General features: G+C 70.1%; 13 protein-coding genes and 4 tRNA genes. 8 read left to right on the top strand and 9 right to left on the bottom strand.

Features of this window, described 5'->3' with window-relative positions:
* From tuf to IT371_25425, 6 genes are all read right to left on the bottom strand, one after another.
* The coding region (tuf, locus tag IT371_25450) for an elongation factor Tu (protein MCC6751024.1) at positions 1 to 181 on the bottom strand (181 nt) is incomplete at its 3' end.
* A 72-nt stretch (positions 182 to 253) separates the two neighbouring features.
* Positions 254 to 326 (bottom strand) — tRNA-Thr (locus IT371_25445).
* 47 nt (positions 327 to 373) lie between these two features.
* Positions 374 to 446 (bottom strand) — tRNA-Gly (locus tag IT371_25440).
* 44 nt (positions 447 to 490) lie between these two features.
* Positions 491 to 573: transfer RNA gene (locus IT371_25435), tRNA-Tyr, on the bottom strand.
* 24 nt (positions 574 to 597) lie between these two features.
* A tRNA-Thr gene (locus IT371_25430) sits at positions 598 to 669 on the bottom strand.
* Between the two features lie 391 nt (positions 670 to 1,060).
* Positions 1,061 to 2,323: a hypothetical protein gene (locus tag IT371_25425; protein MCC6751023.1), complete on the bottom strand. Its 1,263-nt coding sequence runs from the start codon at positions 2,321 to 2,323 to the stop codon at positions 1,061 to 1,063.
* Between the two features lie 259 nt (positions 2,324 to 2,582).
* On the opposite strand from IT371_25425, the gene IT371_25420 reads away from it, so the two are divergent.
* From IT371_25420 to IT371_25400, 5 genes are all read left to right on the top strand, one after another.
* Entirely contained in the window at positions 2,583 to 3,263 is a 681-nt protein-coding gene (locus tag IT371_25420) for a glycosyltransferase family 2 protein (GenBank protein MCC6751022.1), read from the top strand.
* Between the two features lie 4 nt (positions 3,264 to 3,267).
* Entirely contained in the window at positions 3,268 to 4,035 is a 768-nt protein-coding gene (locus IT371_25415; GenBank protein MCC6751021.1) for a hypothetical protein, read from the top strand.
* An 88-nt stretch (positions 4,036 to 4,123) separates the two neighbouring features.
* Positions 4,124 to 6,595 carry a protein kinase gene (locus IT371_25410; GenBank protein MCC6751020.1) on the top strand — a complete coding sequence of 824 codons (2,472 nt, stop codon included), beginning with the start codon at positions 4,124 to 4,126 and terminating at the stop codon, positions 6,593 to 6,595.
* 52 nt (positions 6,596 to 6,647) lie between these two features.
* A complete protein-coding gene (locus IT371_25405; GenBank protein ID MCC6751019.1) occupies positions 6,648 to 7,430 on the top strand; it encodes a uracil phosphoribosyltransferase in 783 nt (260 codons plus the stop codon).
* Positions 7,431 to 8,047: 617 nt separating this feature from the next.
* Complete coding sequence (locus tag IT371_25400) at positions 8,048 to 8,812, top strand: hypothetical protein (protein ID MCC6751018.1); 765 nt, start codon at positions 8,048 to 8,050, stop codon at positions 8,810 to 8,812.
* 4 nt (positions 8,813 to 8,816) lie between these two features.
* Here IT371_25400 and udk read toward each other — a convergent pair whose 3' ends face one another.
* The 3 genes from udk to IT371_25385 all read right to left on the bottom strand — a co-directional run bounded on the left by udk (position 8,817) and on the right by IT371_25385 (position 11,250).
* Positions 8,817 to 9,446: a uridine kinase gene (gene udk, locus IT371_25395; protein ID MCC6751017.1), complete on the bottom strand. Its 630-nt coding sequence runs from the start codon at positions 9,444 to 9,446 to the stop codon at positions 8,817 to 8,819.
* Positions 9,447 to 9,449: 3 nt separating this feature from the next.
* Positions 9,450 to 10,514 (bottom strand): response regulator, encoded by a 1,065-nt coding sequence (locus IT371_25390; GenBank protein MCC6751016.1) that lies wholly within the window; start codon positions 10,512 to 10,514, stop codon positions 9,450 to 9,452.
* A 130-nt stretch (positions 10,515 to 10,644) separates the two neighbouring features.
* Positions 10,645 to 11,250, bottom strand: a complete 606-nt coding sequence (locus IT371_25385) for a zinc ribbon domain-containing protein (GenBank protein ID MCC6751015.1) — start codon at positions 11,248 to 11,250, stop codon at positions 10,645 to 10,647.
* A 124-nt stretch (positions 11,251 to 11,374) separates the two neighbouring features.
* On the opposite strand from IT371_25385, the gene IT371_25380 reads away from it, so the two are divergent.
* The 3 genes from IT371_25380 (at position 11,375) to alaS (ending at position 16,939) form a co-directional block, all read left to right on the top strand.
* Complete coding sequence (locus tag IT371_25380; protein MCC6751014.1) at positions 11,375 to 12,511, top strand: type IV pilus twitching motility protein PilT; 1,137 nt, start codon at positions 11,375 to 11,377, stop codon at positions 12,509 to 12,511.
* 81 nt (positions 12,512 to 12,592) lie between these two features.
* Complete coding sequence (locus tag IT371_25375) at positions 12,593 to 14,191, top strand: hypothetical protein (GenBank protein MCC6751013.1); 1,599 nt, start codon at positions 12,593 to 12,595, stop codon at positions 14,189 to 14,191.
* A gap of 93 nt (positions 14,192 to 14,284) precedes the next feature.
* Positions 14,285 to 16,939 carry an alanine--tRNA ligase gene (alaS, locus tag IT371_25370; GenBank protein MCC6751012.1) on the top strand — a complete coding sequence of 885 codons (2,655 nt, stop codon included), beginning with the start codon at positions 14,285 to 14,287 and terminating at the stop codon, positions 16,937 to 16,939.
* Positions 16,940 to 17,033 lie beyond the last annotated feature (94 nt).

Here is a 17,033-nt window from a genome sequence, read left to right as displayed (position 1 = left end):
TCCCACGCTCCCGCTCTTCCGGCGCCTTGTCGATCTGATCGAACGCCACGAACGAGGCCCACTTCTTCAGCGCCAGCGTCTTCGTGATGGCCGCCGTCAGCGTCGTCTTCCCGTGGTCGATGTGCCCGATCGTCCCCACGTTCACATGCGGCTTGTCTCGTACGAACTTTTCCTTCGCCATGGCCTTTCCTCCACTGGTCGCGCCGAGCGATCCCTCCCCTCGGGCACGGTCAACTGAGTCACTGCCTCACGGAGCCCACAACCGGATTTGAACCGGTGACCTCCTCCTTACCAAGGAGGTGCTCTACCTACTGAGCTATGTGGGCGGGTGCTGCATCACTCCTCGAACCTCACTTCACTGTCTGCACTCGAGAGCGGGAAACGGGATTCGAACCCGCGACCCTCAGCTTGGAAGGCTGATGCTCTACCAACTGAGCTATTCCCGCACGTAGACAACCAAACTCCTGCTCCTCGCTCGCTGCTGCACCGGTGGAGGGGGGAGGATTCGAACCTCCGAAGTCGTATGACGGCAGATTTACAGTCTGCTCCCTTTGGCCGCTCGGGAACCCCTCCAGTCGTTTGTCCCGTTGCCTGAAGAGCTGGCGATGGGACTCGAACCCGCAACCTGCTGCTTACAAGGCAGCTGCTCTACCCTTGAGCTACGCCAGCATCCGTGTGCCCGAGGGCCTTTTTCCCGTCGCCGATGCGCCTTATTGGCCGCGCCCGGGGGCGGCGAGTGTCTGCCACAAGAAAGCGGCGCGATCAAGGCAAAAACGCAGCAACCTCCGCCGCTCGGCGCTGCAGCCACGACCCAAACGCGCAAAAGATTCAAAACGCGTAAGACGAAACGCCCTCCCTCGAGGGCCCGCCGCGGGACCAAGCCTCAAGGTTGCGAAGGTATATAGCCCGGCGGGGGGCGTGTCAAGGTCTTTGGCAGGAAGGGGAACCGTTCTTGCAAAGGGGCGTAACGCTGCAAGCTATCGAGGATTTCCCCGCGGACAGGCCAGGTCGGAAACGGGTCCCGGACGGGCGCTCCCGACCCCGCCGTACGCCGCCTATTCTATAGGTAGGCGCGGCCCGGCTTCTCGGGCGCGGGGGCGATCGGATCGGTTCCCGGATCCTCCGGCGGCGCCGCCGGCTGGCCGGGCTCGTCCTCCGGCACCACCCCCGGCTTCGGGAGCTGCTTCACCGCGTCCGAAGGCGAGGCGGAGAGCAGGTGTTTGAGCTGCTCGAGCTGCCGCCGGCTCTTGTCGATCCACGCGCTCCGGATCCCGATTCGCTCCGCCACCAGCACGTTCTTTTCGAAGACCCGGACCGCCTTCTCCAAGAGGGGTGAGATCTTTTTGTGAACCTCTTCCAGGTAGACTTGGGCGAGCTGGGCCCGGGCATCGGCCACGGGGATCTTCGCCTTGCGGGCGTTCTTCTGGGCCTGCGGGTCGAAGTCCGGGACGCTGATCATCATGGCGTTATAGAACTCGCGATACAGCGAACCGATCTGAAAGCCCGCGGCAGTGGCCCAGTACAGGTTCTTGACCTTGACGGCCGCGATGTACCCCGCCTGCGCGGAGATGAGCAGGCGAGCCTTGCGATCCAGGTCCGGCCCCATTCCCCCGCCCGTGCTCACCTTGGCCTCGCGAAAGGAGCGGTGGTGGAGCGCCCCCAGGTAGTACTGGGCCATGGCGGCGAAGAAGTCGGTCGCCAGGGGGTCCCCGGTCTCCGACTGGCGGTAGAGGCGCATCGCGGCTTCGGCGGCGGCGCGGCAGGGGAGGTCCTCCCGCAGCCGAAAGTGCGCCAGCGCCTTGCGGGAAAGGGCCTCGACGCGGTCGCTCGGGGTCACGTCCGTGCGCGCGAGGACCCAGGCGTAGGTGTCCGCCGAGCCGCGCCAGTTGTGGAGCTCGGCGTACGCGCCGCCCAGACGGAAGGCCGCGTCGAGCGCATCCTTGGTGGCCCCGAAGCGCTGCACGAGCTGTCGGTAGCTTGCCGCGGCACGGTCGAAGCGGCCGCGCCCTTCCCAAGCCAGCCCCGCGTTATAGAGAGACGCAGGAACGTACTTCGAGGACGCGAAGTGCTCCACGAGGCGGTCGTAGGCCTCGACGGCGGGGGCGTACTGCTTGCCCGAGAGCCGGTCGTTACCGAGCTCGAAAAGGGACTGCGCGTCCAGGACCTCGACGCGGGTCTTCTCGCCGCGCCCCGTCGCCTGAAGCTTGATCGGCTCGAGCTCCAGCCGCCGCGTCGGAAGACTGCTGGCGCAGCCGGTCCCGAGCCCGACCGCCACCGCGAGAAGTCCGAGGCCACCTCGTTGCCGCTGCCACGACCTGCGCATCGTCGCTCCTCGTCTGGTTGCGTCTCCGCCCGCCGCCTGCCCGCCTCTCCGTTCGACAGGTCTTCCCGGACAAAGGTTCCGGCCGGGATGCGCCTCCACCGGAAAATGTTGCCGTAACCCGACCCGGCGCGCCACCCGCATACCTCTACGCGGACCCCGCGGCGTGCCGTTCAGCCACCAGCCCACCGCCGGCGGCCCTCCACCTTGAACCTTGCGTTTTACGCTTGCGGGGGCGATCTTCGCGCCCGAGGTTCTCGCCGTGGTCGATCTTCTCGCCGTCGTACCGGCCTACAACGCCGCGTCCTCACTCTCCGCCGTGGTGACCGGCGTCCGGGAACAGGGACTGCCGGTCCTCGTGGTGGACGACGGCTCGACCGACGACACCGCGCAGGTGGCCCACGCGGCCGGAGCCGAGGTGCTCAGGCACCCCCGGAACCGGGGCAAGGGTAGCGCGCTCAGCTCGGGGTTCCGGTGGGCGCTCGCACGTGGCGCGCGCGGCGTGCTCACCCTGGACGCCGACAGCCAACACGCGCCGAGCGAGATCCCGAAGTTCGCCGTCGCAGCGGAGGACGCGGATCTGGTCCTCGGGCGTCGCCGCCTCGCGTGGGGCGAGATCCCCACCTCCAGCTTCGTTGGAAACCACATCAGCACCTTCTTCATCAGCCTGTTCTGCGGGAAGCGGCTCTTCGACACGCAGAGCGGTTTTCGCTACTACGGACGGCGCCTGCTCACCTCGGTGCCGCTGCACGACGGCCGCTTCGAGACTGAAACCGAGCTCCTCATGCGGGCCTGCCTGCTCGGGTTGCGCGTCCGCTGGGTCCCCATCCAGACCATCTACCAGAGCGGTCCCCACCTCACCCATTTCCATCGCCTGCACGACACGCTCCGGGTCATGCGCGTCGTCTTGCGCTCGCCGACCTATCCCCGGCACGCGCGGTAGCGAGATGGCGCCCGGCCGCCACCTCTCGACGGTGCTGGCGCTGCTCGGCCTCGCAGGCTGCTGCCCTCCTCCGCCCGGCCGCGAGGCGCGAGCCGCGGGCGGGGCGACGTCACCGGCCCCTCGTGCCGCTCAGGCGCTCGCCGCGCTCCGGGCCGTAAGCGACGGCTTCCGCACCCTCAGGACCGTGCACCGCGTGGAGCTCGAGATCCCGCTTCCGGGGGGAGGCGTCGAGCGTCGCCGTTTCACGGGGGTCCTCGCCGTGCAGCGGCCTTCCTCGCTGCGTCTGCGCGTCCTCGGCCCCTTCAGCCTCCCGCTCTTCGACCTGCTCGGGAAGGGGGAGGCGGTGCAGATCAAGCACCTGGCGGCGATCCTGCGGCGCAGAAGTCAGCTCCCCGGGATCCTCGACTCCATCGCGGCCGACCTCCGGGCGGCATACGGCCTGGGGGCGGCGGTGCGCCCCGAAGGCCCGGCCGGCGACCTGACGAGCTGGACCGACGGCCACGGGACCATGGACCTCTGTCGCGGCGGAACGGGGGACGTTCGTCGCTGCTGGCAGATCCAGGCCGCCACGGGGAGGCTCACCGCGCTGCGGGAGTGGTGGCCCGATGGGACCCACCGCCGACTGCTCTTCGACGAGCACCGCCAGGTCGGACCCCTCGCGCTGCCACTACGGATGCGCGTGCAGGTGGAGGGGAAGCGGCGCTACCGCGTGGCGATCCGCGTCGAGGCGGTGGAGCCCGACGTGCCGCTCGACCCCGAGCTATTTCGATAGTGCGGCCCCCCGACTCGTCACCGCCGGCCCTCCTGTGGTAGGGTGACGTGAGAAAACGCACCCTCACCGGCGAGCTCCACCCGGACCGATGAAGCCTGAGCGCTTCGGCTCCTATACATTGCTGCGCCCCCTCGGCAAGGGCGGGATGGCCGAGGTCTTCCTTGCGCGCACGGAGTCCGCGACGGGGTTTCAGAAGCTTCTCGCCATCAAGCGGCTGCTGCCTCCCTTCTGCGCCGACAAGCAACTGGTTACCATGCTCGGGGACGAGGCCCGCGTCTCCGTCTGGTTGACCCACCCGAACATCGTCCAGGTCTTCGACTTCGGACGGGTCGCGAGCACGTACTACATCGCGATGGAGTACGTGGACGGCTGCGACCTGTGGCGCCTGATCCGCGGACCCGACGAGCGCTCGGCGCGACCGCTTCCGCTCGCCACGGCGCTCCACCTCATGACGCAGGTGATGGACGCGCTGGACTACGCGCACCGGCGGCGCAACGACAAGGGCGAGCCGCTCAAGATCGTCCACCGCGACGTGAGCCCCCACAATGTGATCGTCTCGCGCGAGGGGGAGGTGAAGCTCGCCGATTTCGGGCTGGCCCGCGCCACGATCTCGGTGCACCACAGCCACGCCGGAGTCATTCGCGGCAAGTTCTCCTACATGCCCCGCGAGCAGGCCCAGGGGCTCGACATCGACCATCGCATCGACATCTTCGCTGCCGGAGCGGCGCTGTACGAGGCCCTCACGGGGGTCAAGCCGTACACCGCGGTGAATCTGGCCCAGCAGCTCTACCAGCTCGAACGCCCGCTGCCGCCGCCCTCGTCGCACGTCCCCGACATCCCGGAGGAGATCGACGAGCTGTGCATGCAGGCCCTGAGTCCGGACCCCGAGACGCGCTACCAGAGCGCCGAGGAGATGGGCAACGACCTGAAGCACGCGCTGGCCAAGGTCAGCACCCCCGGCATGGAGACGCAGCACCTCGCGGCGCTGGTACGCAACACCGTGGGACCGCCGCCGCGAGAGGTCGCGGACCTGGGCGGCCTCTCGCTCGCCGAGGTGCGTCCGAGCGCCGAGAGCATGGTCGATGACGAGGTGCAGGCGGTACGGCGAACGCTGCTCTCGGCACCGGACTCGGTGGAGCAGAAGGTGGCGGAGGCCTCACACGCCTCGGTCAGCGGCCGTGCCGCGGCGCTCCGCAAGGGGCCCGAGGAGCCCGAGGAGGTCCCGACGACCTACTACGAGAAGTCCTCGCGCGGGGCTCCACGGGTCCCCTCCCTCCCCGGCACCGGGGAGGGCACGGCGGAGACGCGGAAGGTGGTCCCCGAGGCCAAGAAGGGGGCCCCGGCCGAGGGGAAGAAGCCGACGGGGGAGGTCAAGAGCATCGCGATCGAACCTCGACCGAACGGTGCCGAGCCGCGCAAGAGCACGGCCGAGGCCAAGCGCGCGACTCCATCGCCCAGGCCGGGGGACCCAAGCGTACGCTCGGCCGAGCGACCGAAGCCTCTGACCGTGACGCGCGCCGCGGCGCCGAATGACGACGAGGACGACGAGGACGACGAGGATGTGGTCGAAGAGGACTCGGCGGAGGACATCATCGCGCCCGCGTTGCCCCCCGGCGAACCGCGCGCCACGCCTGCTGCGCAGCTGAGCGCGCGCGGCGTGCCGAAGCCGAGCGGCCGCCTCTCGTCGAGCGAGAGCCGGAGCCCGTCGGCTCCCAAGGCGGTGATTCGTCCCGACGCCTCCGGACCGGGGAGTCATCGCGCCGCCCGCGCTGCCGGTGCATCGCGCTCGCCGAGCGGCGCCCTTCCCGTCGCCGACACACTGCAGGACCCCGAGGAGGCGGGACGGCAGGCGCAGGAGGCCATCGACGAGGCGCGGACGATCCAGAGGTCCCCGGACGAAGCGCTCGCGGCCTTCCGTCGGGCGCTCACGGAGCGAGAGCAGGAGGAGAAGCGGCGCCAGGCGGCCCTGCGAGGACCGCGACGCGCCGTGCTCGCAGCCGGCGGTGCGCTGCTCTTCGCGCTGGGCCTCGGTGCGGGCTACGCCCTCTTCCACGGTCGGGAGCGCGTGGTCTGTCCTCCCGGTGGAGCGTCGGGCAACACCCCGCGCGGCGTCGCCGTCGGCGGGCCGCCCCCGACCGATGCCGCGGCGGAACATGGGCAAGCCAGCCGAGGAGACGGCGCCGCCCCGGATTCCTCCTCGGCCCGAGGAGACGGCAGTACGACCGACCGGGCAGTCTCCGGAGGGGCGACGGGACCCGAGGTCAAGGTGCGGCCCGTCAACGCCGGGAAGCGGCGACGACCCGACGCGCGGCCGCCGGCGGGCGAGAGCGCCAAGTCGGCCACCGGGTTTCTCGAGGTGACCACCGACCGCCCGGGACGCGTCTTCGTGGACGATCGGCAGGTCGCGGCGCGCACACCCCTGCGGCGACTCCTCCTGACGCCGGGGACGCACCGCGTGAAGGTCTACTTCGAGAAGGAACAGACCTTCTCTCCCACGCGAATCGTGATCATCGAGGCGGGCCGGCAGGCCAGCATCAGCTTCGGCATGCCCAACCAGTGAGTGCAATCATCGGCATGCCTGCTCTCCAACCCTTTGGCTCCGGGAGGTCCTGATGCGCGGCGAAATCGGACACCACTACGGCCCGCAGGTTCACATTCTCGACGATCCTCTGGCGCTCACGCTCCTCGCCAAGCTCTGCGCGGAGGAGACCGTCCAGCCCAAGATCAACCGACTCGTGGAGGCTCTCTACCGCCAGATGGTCTGCGCCGTGGCGGCGCGCGAGCTCCCGACGATGGAGGTCCGCGTCCCGACGCGCATGGTACGGGCCAACCCCGCGGCGCTCTGGAAGGGGCGCATCGTGGACCCCCACGCCAAGGTCGCGGTCGTGTGCGTCGCGCGCGCGGGCATCTTCCCCGCGCAGGTCTGCTACGACTTCCTGAACGAGATCCTCGAGCCCTCGGGGGTGCGCCAGGACCACATGCTCATGAATCGCACGACCAACGCCAGCGGGCAGGTGCAGGGGGCGGCGATCCACGGCGCGAAGATCGGCGGGACCGTGGAGAACACGACGCTGATCATCCCCGACCCGATGGGCGCCACGGGGGCGACGCTGGTCACGCTCCTCGAGCACTACCGCCAGCACGTCCCCGGGAAGCCGGCGCGCGTCATCACGCTCAACCTGATCGTGACCCCCGAGTACATCCGACGGCTGGCCGAAGCCAGCCCGGATACGCTGGTCTACGCCTACCGCCTCGACCGCGGGCTGTCTCCCGAGGAGGTGCTCGCGGCCGCCCCCGGTCAGTACTGGGACCGGGAGCGCGGTCTCAACGAGAACGGCTACATCATCCCGGGGGGCGGCGGCTTCGGCGAGATCATGAACAACGCGTACGTGTGAGTGCCCCTGAGCCTCGGGGGCCTTTCCTCGGGGCCGTTGGCTGAGCCGCGCGGAAGCAGGTATGCTCCTGCTACCCGGATATGAGCGAGCGCGACCCGCAAGCACCATCGGAAGAGCCGAGCCCTCGCTCCGGCGAGGCGGTGCCCTCTCCCGCGCCGTCAGCCGCTGGAGCTGTCCCGGCGCCGATCTCGGCGGCGGACTCTGCCGCGAGCACGCAGGACGCACCGGCCCCTCTCGCCGAGGAGGAGGAGCTGGACTTGCCGCCCGACGGGCTGGGCCCCGGAGCGCGACCTCTGCCCCCGGTGGGGCTCCGCGACGACTCGGAGCTGGGGAGCGAGGCGAGGCCCGGCGCCCAGACCACGCCCTCAGGAGGGCCGGTCGGTTCCGCAGGGACGCAGGGCCCGCCAAAGGTGGAGGTCGATCCCACGCTCCTCGACCGGGGAGACCGCGCGCGCGCCGCACGAGAATCGATCGCCCGCGGCTGGGACTCGCCCCCACCAGGCGTGAGCACCGGCCGCCCGCGACGACCTCAACCAGGTGACGAGGAAGACGACGTCGACGAGCCGCGTCGCCACCGCGACCGGCGGCGCCCATTCGGGCTGCCGGTTTGGGGGTGGGTGCTCGCGGGAACGGCGGTCGTCATCGTGTTCCTCTTCGGCATGAGCCTGCGCAATCGAAGTCGCTACCGCGTGGTGTGCAGCGACGGCCGGCTCGAGCTCCAGCGCGGGCGAGGGATGCCCCTGCCCTTCGGCTTCGAGGCGGGGACCGGCGCCTTCTCGGGCCTCAAGGTGCCCGCGGGAGTGGATTGCCCCGAGCAGCACTTCGGCGTCGAGGAGGAGGCCGAGGCCGCCGTCGTCGAATTTCTGGTCGCGCAGGCGCGACGCGCCCTCTCCAGCCCGGGCACGCCCAACTTTGCCGCCGTGCGCGACCAGCTCCACCAGGCCTTGCGGCTCACGCGCCTCGAGGCCCACCGGACGCGCCGCACCGAGGTGCAGGAGCTCCAGGCCGAGCTGGTGTATCGCGAAGGACGTGCCGGGCTCGCGCGCGCAGAGACCGAGCTGCGTGCGTCCCTCGGGCGCCTGCAAGAAGCGCAGAGGCTGAACCCCCGGCGCTACGAGGATCTCGGGGACTGGATCGCCCACGTCGAAAGCCTGCTGCGCGCCATCTCGCCCACACCGGGCCCCCCGGCGACCGGCCTCGGGACTCCCGCACCTGGAGCTCCTCCACGGGGCGCCTCGCCGACCGTCGCTCCGCACGCGCCCGGCACCTCACCCCCGACGACGGGTGCGCGGCCCCCCTCCGCCCCGCCCGCGGACGCCGGGGCACCGGCCTCCGCCGACGGAGCGCCGGCCCCGACCGGCGGCGGCGGCATCTTGATGTAAGCGGTTAGCTCGACAGCACGTAGAGCAGCTTGCCGACGATCGTGTCGAGGGCGACGCGGTTCTCGCCCCCCTCGGGGATCACGAGGTCGGCGCAACGCTTCGACGGCTCCACGAATTGCTGGTGCATGGGACGCACGGTCCGGTAGTACTGCTCCCGCACGCTCGCGAAGTCGCGTCCGCGCTCCTCGATATCCCGCCGCACGCGGCGCATGATGCGGATGTCCGCGTCGGTGTCCACGAAGATCTTCATGTCCAGGAGCGCGCGTATCGACTCCTCGACGAAGACGAGGATCCCCTCGAGGATGATGACCCGCGCCGGCTCCACGCGGCGCGTCTCGGCCCGCCGCGCGTGCGTCTTGAAGTCGTAGATCGGAACGTCGACCCCCCGGCCGCAGCGCAGCTCGCCGAGGTGGCGGACGAGCAGTTCGTTGTCCAGCGCGTCGGGATGATCGTAGTTGAGCAGCGCACGATCGACGTGCGGGACCTCGGAGTGATCGCGGTAGTACGCGTCGTGCTCGAGGACCACCGCCGCTCCCGAGGGGAGACCCGCCGCGATCTTGCGAGCCACGGTACTCTTCCCCGAACCGGTTCCACCGGCGATCCCGACCATCAGCGGGCGTATCTCGTCGTGCATCGGCTACTCGGCAGGCGCCGTCTTGCCCGGGGGCAGCAGCGCGGTGATCTTTTGACGGAGCTCCACGTAGCGGCGCAGGAAGTCGTAGTGCTCGCGTCGAAAGAACTGCAGGTAGCGCCGCTCTCGCACCTTGGCCACGTAGGCTTCTCGCAGTTCCTGCATCTGCCCCACGAGCTGGTCTCCGTCGGTGAACTCGGGAATCAGGACCAGGTGCTGGCTGTTCTCCTGCACGATCTCGACGCGGCCGGGCGTCTCCCCCGGCGGGAGGTAGACCAGCACGATGCCGTCGGGAACCTCCCCCTTGAGGCTCTTGATGACCATGCTGCTCGGCAGGTCCGGCAGCCCCTCCTTCACGAGGGCGATCTGAAAGCGATGCTGCCCCACGAAGTCCAGCGCCTCTCCGCCAGTGAGCGCCGTGAAGACCCTGTAGCCGGTCGTCGTGCCGAGAGCGGCCTGCATCGACGGGCCGTTGCGCGGGTTGTCGTCGACGACGAGCACCACGCACTCGCGAACGTCTGCGGTCACCTGCGACCCGCCGCCCGCCGCCTCCTCGGCCATGGCCGCTCGGCGCGTGGCGTCGATGAGGCGCTTGAGGAATTGCTCGTGTACGTCCAGCACCTCGGAGAGCAGCCTGTCCCGGGTCTCCGTCTTGGCCGAGCGCAGGCAGAGCTTCACCACCTGCTCGGTCAGGTAGCTCACGTTCTCCGGCGACTTGGCCACCACGTCGGCGGCGCCTGCGCGGAAACCGTCGGCTGCGATGTCGAAGGTTTGCCGCGCGGAGAGCAACACCACGGCGGTGGCGGGAGAGGCGGCACGAAGCTCGCGCAGAAGCCCGAGGCCGGCGTCGTGAGCGGGCGTGTCCACGTCCACCACGGCGACCGAGAAGTATTTCTCGCGCGCCCACTCCAGGGCCCGCGCGTCGTCCTCCGTCGCCGTGACCAGCACCCCCGCCGAGGCCAAGAGCTTGCGGAAGCCGTCTCGCACCCGCTCATCGCGGTCGACGAGCAGCACCTCGATCCCCCGCAGCGCCTCCCGCTGTGCGTCGGGAAGCTCGAAGAGTGTGCTCATCCTGGCTTCCTTTCCTCAGCGCCCGCGCGCGTCATGTCCCCGTCTCGTTCCTTCGCGCGCGCTCCCCAGGGTCTGGAAGAGGCCGTGGGTGCTCGCCCCCGAGCGTAGCCGAAAACCGGCAACTCCGCGCCTACCGGCGCACCGGGGAGCGCAGCGCGGGGACGAGGCCGGAGCTACCTGCCGCGTCCGGTGACGTGGACGGCGCCGCCGCGTCCACCGCCACCGGGGGGGCCGCATCGGCCGCTCCCACCGGGCCCGCCGCATCCAGCCTGTTTCCGTCGAGGGGCAGCGGAAGCGGGTCCGGTCCGACGCGACGACCGCCCCCCTTGCCGCGCCCGCGAACACTTCGGAGGTCCCACCGTCGGGCCGCATCGCGCAGGTGTCCGTCCGGCCGTGCACGAGCGGCATCGGCAACGCCGGCATCTCTCGGAGCGCGTACCTCCGCCGCGTCGGCCGGGCCGGTCGCCCCTCCCGTCCCGGACGACGGGCGAAACCGCGAGAGCGTGGCGTAGACCAGCGCCGCCGACGCCCCGAGCAAGCAGAGATCGAGGAGGAGCACGAGCACCAGCTTGGTCGACGGGCCTCTCGCCGCGGACCCGTCCTCCTCGAGATCCGGCTCCGGTCCGGCGCCGGGAGCCTGCTGCGGCCCTCCTCCGCGCACCAGACGGGCACCGCAGCTCTTGCAGAACACGTCCGCGGGACTGACCTGGACCTCGCAATGCGGGCAAGCAGACATGTGCCGGGGCGCAGCTCGCTTCCCTGGTTGAGCGACGATGAGAGCTCTCAGCCTGACGCCTTCCTACCAGAGCGAGAGGGGGACGTCCATGGCGATTCCCCTGCCGGTGTGGTAGCTTGTCCGCATGGACAGTGGCATCGCAGGCATCGAACGGGTCCTCACCGCGGCCCGCCGGCTGGGCGCCTCGGACATCCACCTCAAGGTCGGCCTGCCCCCCATCTTCCGGCTCAAGGGAGACCTCCGCACCGTCCGCGACATCCCGGCCCTCTCCGAGGAGGCGATGCGGGCCTTCACCGACCACATCATGAATCCTCGGCAAAGGACCGAGTTCGAGCAGTACCACGAGGTGGACCTGGCCCACAGCCTCCCCGACGGGGTGCGCTTCCGCGTCAACGTCTTCACGCAGCGCGGCACGCTCGGCGTAGTGCTTCGATTGATTCCGCCCGAGGTCCCCCCCTTCGAGGCGCTCGGGCTGCCCGACGTGGTGCTCAAGCTCTCCGAGGAGCCGCGCGGTCTCGTGCTCGTCACCGGCGTCACGGGCAGCGGAAAATCGACGACGCTCGCCGCGATGATGGAGCACATCAACCGGAAGTTTGCGTATCACATTGTGACGGTCGAGGACCCGATCGAGTACTCGTTCACCGACCGCCGCAGCGTGATCAACCAGCGGGAGCTAGGTCTGGACACCACGTCTTTCAGTCGCGCCCTTCGCGCAGCCCTGCGCCAGGACCCCGACGTGATTCTCGTCGGCGAGATGCGCGACGCGGAGACGATCGGTACCGCCCTGCTCGCGGCGGAGACGGGGCACCTGGTGCTCTCGACCCTGCACACCACGGACGCCGTGGAGACGGTCAACCGCACCATCTCGGCCTTCCCGCCGCACCAGCAGACGCAGATACGCCTGCAGCTCGCGTCGGTGCTCAAGGGGGTCGTCTCGCAGCGATTGCTCCCCCGCGCCGACGGCAAGGGGATGGCCCCGGCCGTCGAGGTGCTCGTCGCCACGGCACGTGTGCGAGAGCTCATCGAGGACCAGCACCGAACGCCGGAGATCCACCAAGCCATCGCCGAGGGACGCGAGCCGTACGGCATGATCTCGTTCGATCAGGCGCTCACGGAGCTCGTCCAGCGACGCGTGGTGACCTACGAGACCGCTCTCATGCACGCGACGAACCCGGACGACTTCGCCCTCTACTTCCGCGGCGTGGCCGGAACGAAGCAGTGGGTCGACGACAACGTCGTCGGGGGCTTCAGCTCCACGTAGTGGCCAATTGATCACGGCTCACGCCTCATGACGGCAACGGCGCACGGATCTCGCTGGATACCGTGGGCGATCCTCGTCGGCATGGCGCTCTGGAGCCTCGACGCCGGCGCCAACAAGGCCGTAGCGCTCTACACCTTCGGCGGGCCGCAGGGCAGCGAGGCCACGAGCACCGTGCGCCGCGCGCTCGGCGGCCGCTACCGGGTCCTGCCCGGAAGCGCCTTCTCACGGGCGGCGCAACAGGAAGGGACGGACGCCGGTTCTGCAGCGGGGGTCGCGGCCGCCGCCCGCGTGCTCGGCGTCTCGGCCGTGATCCGCGGATCTATCAGCCGCCTCGGCGGGCGCTGGGTGCTACGCATCCAGGTCCAGTCGGGACACAACGGCGCACGCGTCGGGAATCGGGCTTTCCCCCTGCGCGGCACGCGGCTCGATCCCCTGACGGCCCGTCGGGTGGCGGGAGCCGTGCTCGACCTGCTCGCGGCGACCCGCCCTCCCGCGGGGGCAGCCCGCGTGGCCGTGGCCAGGCCCGCTCGCCGCCCCGCGCGACCGGCCCCCGTCCGCGTCCGGCCCGTCCCCGTCCCACCGGAGCAGCCCGCCGTTCAGCCTGCGCCGGAGGGAGACCCGGCCACGACGGACCCCGGCGACGACGGCCAGGCCGCCGCTCCCGAGGAGCCGCCGCGGGTCGCCCCGCGTCCGCCGCCTAGGCAACGCCGGGTGGCGAGCGGCGGAAGCGACTACGAGGGAGAGGGTGGCGAGGAGCGTGATCGGGGCGCCGGAGAAGACCTCGGATTCTCGGTGGGCCGGCGCGAAGGGGGGCAGAAGTCCGGTCGCCACGGGCCGGGCCTGCGGAAGCGTCCTGGCGCGCGAGGAGGAGACCGCGACGCGGACCCCGACGACCGCAAGCGCGGCACGACGCGCCCTCCCTGGGAGAGCATCGTCGAAGCCTCGGTCGGGCTCGTCCTGCTCAACCGAACCTTCGCCTTCAACGACCCCGTCGAGCCGGCGGAACCGGCCGACTACCGCACACCGAGCGTGGTTCCGGCCATCGCCATCGACGGAGCGGTCTATCCGCTCGCTCCTTTCATGCGGAACATCCTGGCCAACTTCGGTTTCGTCGCGCGCTTCTATCGAGTGGTCGGCCTCAAGTCCAAGGTGGAGGGCGGACGCGGCGAAGCCGGCACCGTCGTGCAGCTCTTCGAGGGAGGGCTCCGCTTCCGCTGGAACATTCTCAGCCGGGCCTCGAGTCCGATCCTGAAGGTCGGCGTCGATTTCGGACAGCTCGCCTTCGTCTTCCAGACGGAGGAGAACCTGATCCCGCTGCCGAACATCACCTACACCTACGTGAAGCTCGCGCTCCTGGGCGTGGAGGTCCCGGCGTACCGAACGCGACGCTTCGCCTTTGGTTTCAGCGGCACGTTCGACTACCTCCTCACCTTCTCGGCCGGTGACATCGAGAAGACTGACTCCACCGGTTACGGCAAGAGCTCCACCGGCGGCATCGATCTCTCGCTCGGCATCTACACCTCGATCAGCGGGTTCTTCGTGCGCGGCTCGTGGTTCTATCGGCGATACTTCTTCGACTTCGACGGCCTCTGCTACCGTCAGACCCTCGGCTGCAAACACGCCGGAGGCGCGCTGGACGTCTACACCGGCGGTGCGGTGAACGTCGGGTACGCGTACTGACCTCCGTCGCGACTGCGTGCCGGGGGGCGCCTATTGACCGAGGGGCACGGCTTGCTATAACGGCGACTCCCCGCCACCGGGACGAGAGAGCGCATGGACGCCGCCACGATCCGAACGAAGTTCCTCGAGTTCTTTGCACGGCACCAGCACCAGATGGTGCGGAGCTCCTCGATCGTTCCGCAAAACGACCCCACCCTCTATTTCACGAACGCGGGGATGGTCCAGTTCAAGGACGTGTTCGTGGGGGCTGAGAGCCGGCCGTACACCCGCGCCGTCACGGCCCAGAAGTGCCTGCGCGTGAGCGGCAAGCACAACGACCTGGAGAGCGTGGGACGAACCGCGCGGCACCACACCTTCTTCGAGATGCTCGGCAACTTCTCCTTCGGCGACTACTTCAAGGCCGACGCGATTCGCTTCGCGTGGAGCTTCCTGACCGAGGAGATCGGCCTCGACCCGACCCGCATGGCGGGCACGGTCTTCGCGGGCGAGGACGGGATCGCCGCCGACGAGGAGGCGGCCGCTCTGTGGCAGAAGGAGGTGGGGTTGCCGGCAGAGCGCGTCGTGCGCCTCGGCAAGGCCGACAACTTCTGGGCCATGGGCGACACCGGCCCGTGCGGGCCGTGTTCGGAGATCCACTACTTCCAGGGGGCGCACCTGCCCTGCACCGCCGCGACCTGTCTCGGGGTGGCCTGCGAGTGCGACCGCTGGGTGGAGATCTGGAACCTCGTGTTCATGCAGTTCGAGCGCCAGCCCGACGGAAGACTCGTGCCGCTCAAGCGCACGGGCGTGGACACCGGGATGGGGCTCGAGCGCCTCGCCGCGGTCTCGCAGGGCAAGACCTCCACCTTCGAGACGGATCTCCTGCGGCCGCTCATCGACCTCACCGCCGAGCTCGCGCGCAAGAAGTATGGCGCGGGGGGCGACCAGGACGTGAGCCTGCGCGTCGTCGCCGACCACGCGCGGGCGACGGCCTTCTGCATCGCCGACGGAGTGTTCCCCGAGAAGGGGGGGCGCGAGTACGTGCTCCGGCGCATCATGCGGCGCGCCATCCGCCACGGAAGCCTCCTCGGGTTCGACGAGCCCTTCTTCCACAAGGTCTGCGATCAGGTGGTCGAGCGCATGGGCGCGGCCTACCCCGAGCTCGTGGAGCGACGGGAACTCATCCAGCGCATCGTGCAGGCGGAGGAGGCCGCCTTCCGTCGCACGCTGACCCGGGGGCTCCAGAAGCTGCAGGAGGCGGTGGGGGTCGCGCGGAGCGCCGGCGAGCGGACGCTCGCGGTCTCCTTCGTCGGCGACCTCTACGCCACGGACGGCTTCCCGCTCGACCTGACGCGCATCATCGCCGAGGAGGCCGGTCTGGCGGTGGACGAGGAGGCGGCCCAGAAGTGGGTGGTCCAGACCCACGGCGCCGGCGACAGCAAGGTAGGCGACGAGGCCGTCGCGGCCATCTACAAGGAGCTCCTCGAAGAGCTCGGCCCGACCGAGTTCGTGGGCTACGACGAGACGCGGGGAACGAGCGAGGTCCTGGCGCTGCTCGTGGGCGGAGCGCGCGTCGCGAGCGCCGTCGAAGGCCAGACGGTGGAGGTCGTCACGCGCAGCACCCCGTTCTACGGGCGCGCGGGCGGCCAGGTCGGAGACACGGGCCGCCTCGTGGGACCGCACGGCGAGGTGGAGGCGAGCGACACGCTCAAGCCGGGCGGAGCCCTGGTCGTGCACCAGGGACGCGTGGTGAAGGGACGGCTCGCGACCGGCGAGCGCCTCGAGCTCCAGGTGGACAGCGAGCGGCGCCAGGCGATCCGGCTGAACCACAGCGCGACGCATCTGCTGCACCACGCGCTGCGAAGCGTGCTGGGGCCGCACGTCGCGCAGAAGGGTTCGCTCGTCGGCCCCGACTACCTGCGGTTCGACTTCAGCCACTTCGAGCCCATGACGGACGAGCAGCTCCGCCGCGTCGAGGAGCTCGTGAACCGCGAGATCCGCGGCGACGGCGAGAGCCGCACCGATCTGATGTCCTTCGACGAGGCGCGGCAGACGGGAGCGATGGCGCTTTTCGGCGAGAAGTACGGCGACCGCGTGCGCGTCGTGCACGTCGGCAGCGCGTCGGTGGAGCTCTGCGGCGGCACGCACGTGCGCCGCGCCGGAGAGATAGGGCTGCTGCGCATCACCTCGGAAGAGTCCCTCGCCATGGGCGTGAGACGCATCACTGCGTTGACCGGAGCCGGGGCTCTCGCCCACGCGCACGCCACCGAGGAGACGCTGCGCGCGGTGGCCCAGCTCCTGCGCTGCGGCCCCGAGCAAGCGGCGGAGCGGGTCGAACGGCTCCTGGGCCAGCTCAAGGAGGTCGAGCGCGAGGTGGCGACCCTCAAGCAGAAGCTCGCCACGGGGGGCGGCACGGATCTGATGGCGCGCGTGCAGGAGCTGAAGGGGGTGAGGCTCCTCGTGACGCGGGTCGAGTCCGGAGAGCCCAAGGTCCTGCGCGAGGCGGGAGACACGCTGCGCGACCGACTGGGGAGCGGAGTGCTGGTGCTGGCCGGAGAGCACGAGGGGAAGGCCACGCTCCTCGCGATGGTCACCAAGGACCTCGTGGGCCGCGTGCACGCGGGCAAGCTCGTCGGAGCGCTGGCCGAGATGCTCGACGGACGCGGAGGGGGACGGCCGGACATGGCACAGGCGGGAGGCCCTCGACTCGAGCTGCTCGACGAGGCGCTGGCCAAGGTGCCGGAGCTCGTCTCGGCCAGCCTCGGATAGCACATCCCCGCGGGGATTCAATCGTTGGGACCCGGCCCGGGCCCTTAGATTCCGCTCGGTTGACACTCCCGTAGGGGAGTGCGAACATTCTCCT

The organism is Deltaproteobacteria bacterium (genome assembly GCA_020848905.1).
In the GTDB taxonomy this organism is placed as follows: Bacteria; Myxococcota_A; Polyangia.
Note: the sequence above shows the minus strand (reverse complement) of the source record. Positions and strands in the feature narration are given on the sequence as shown.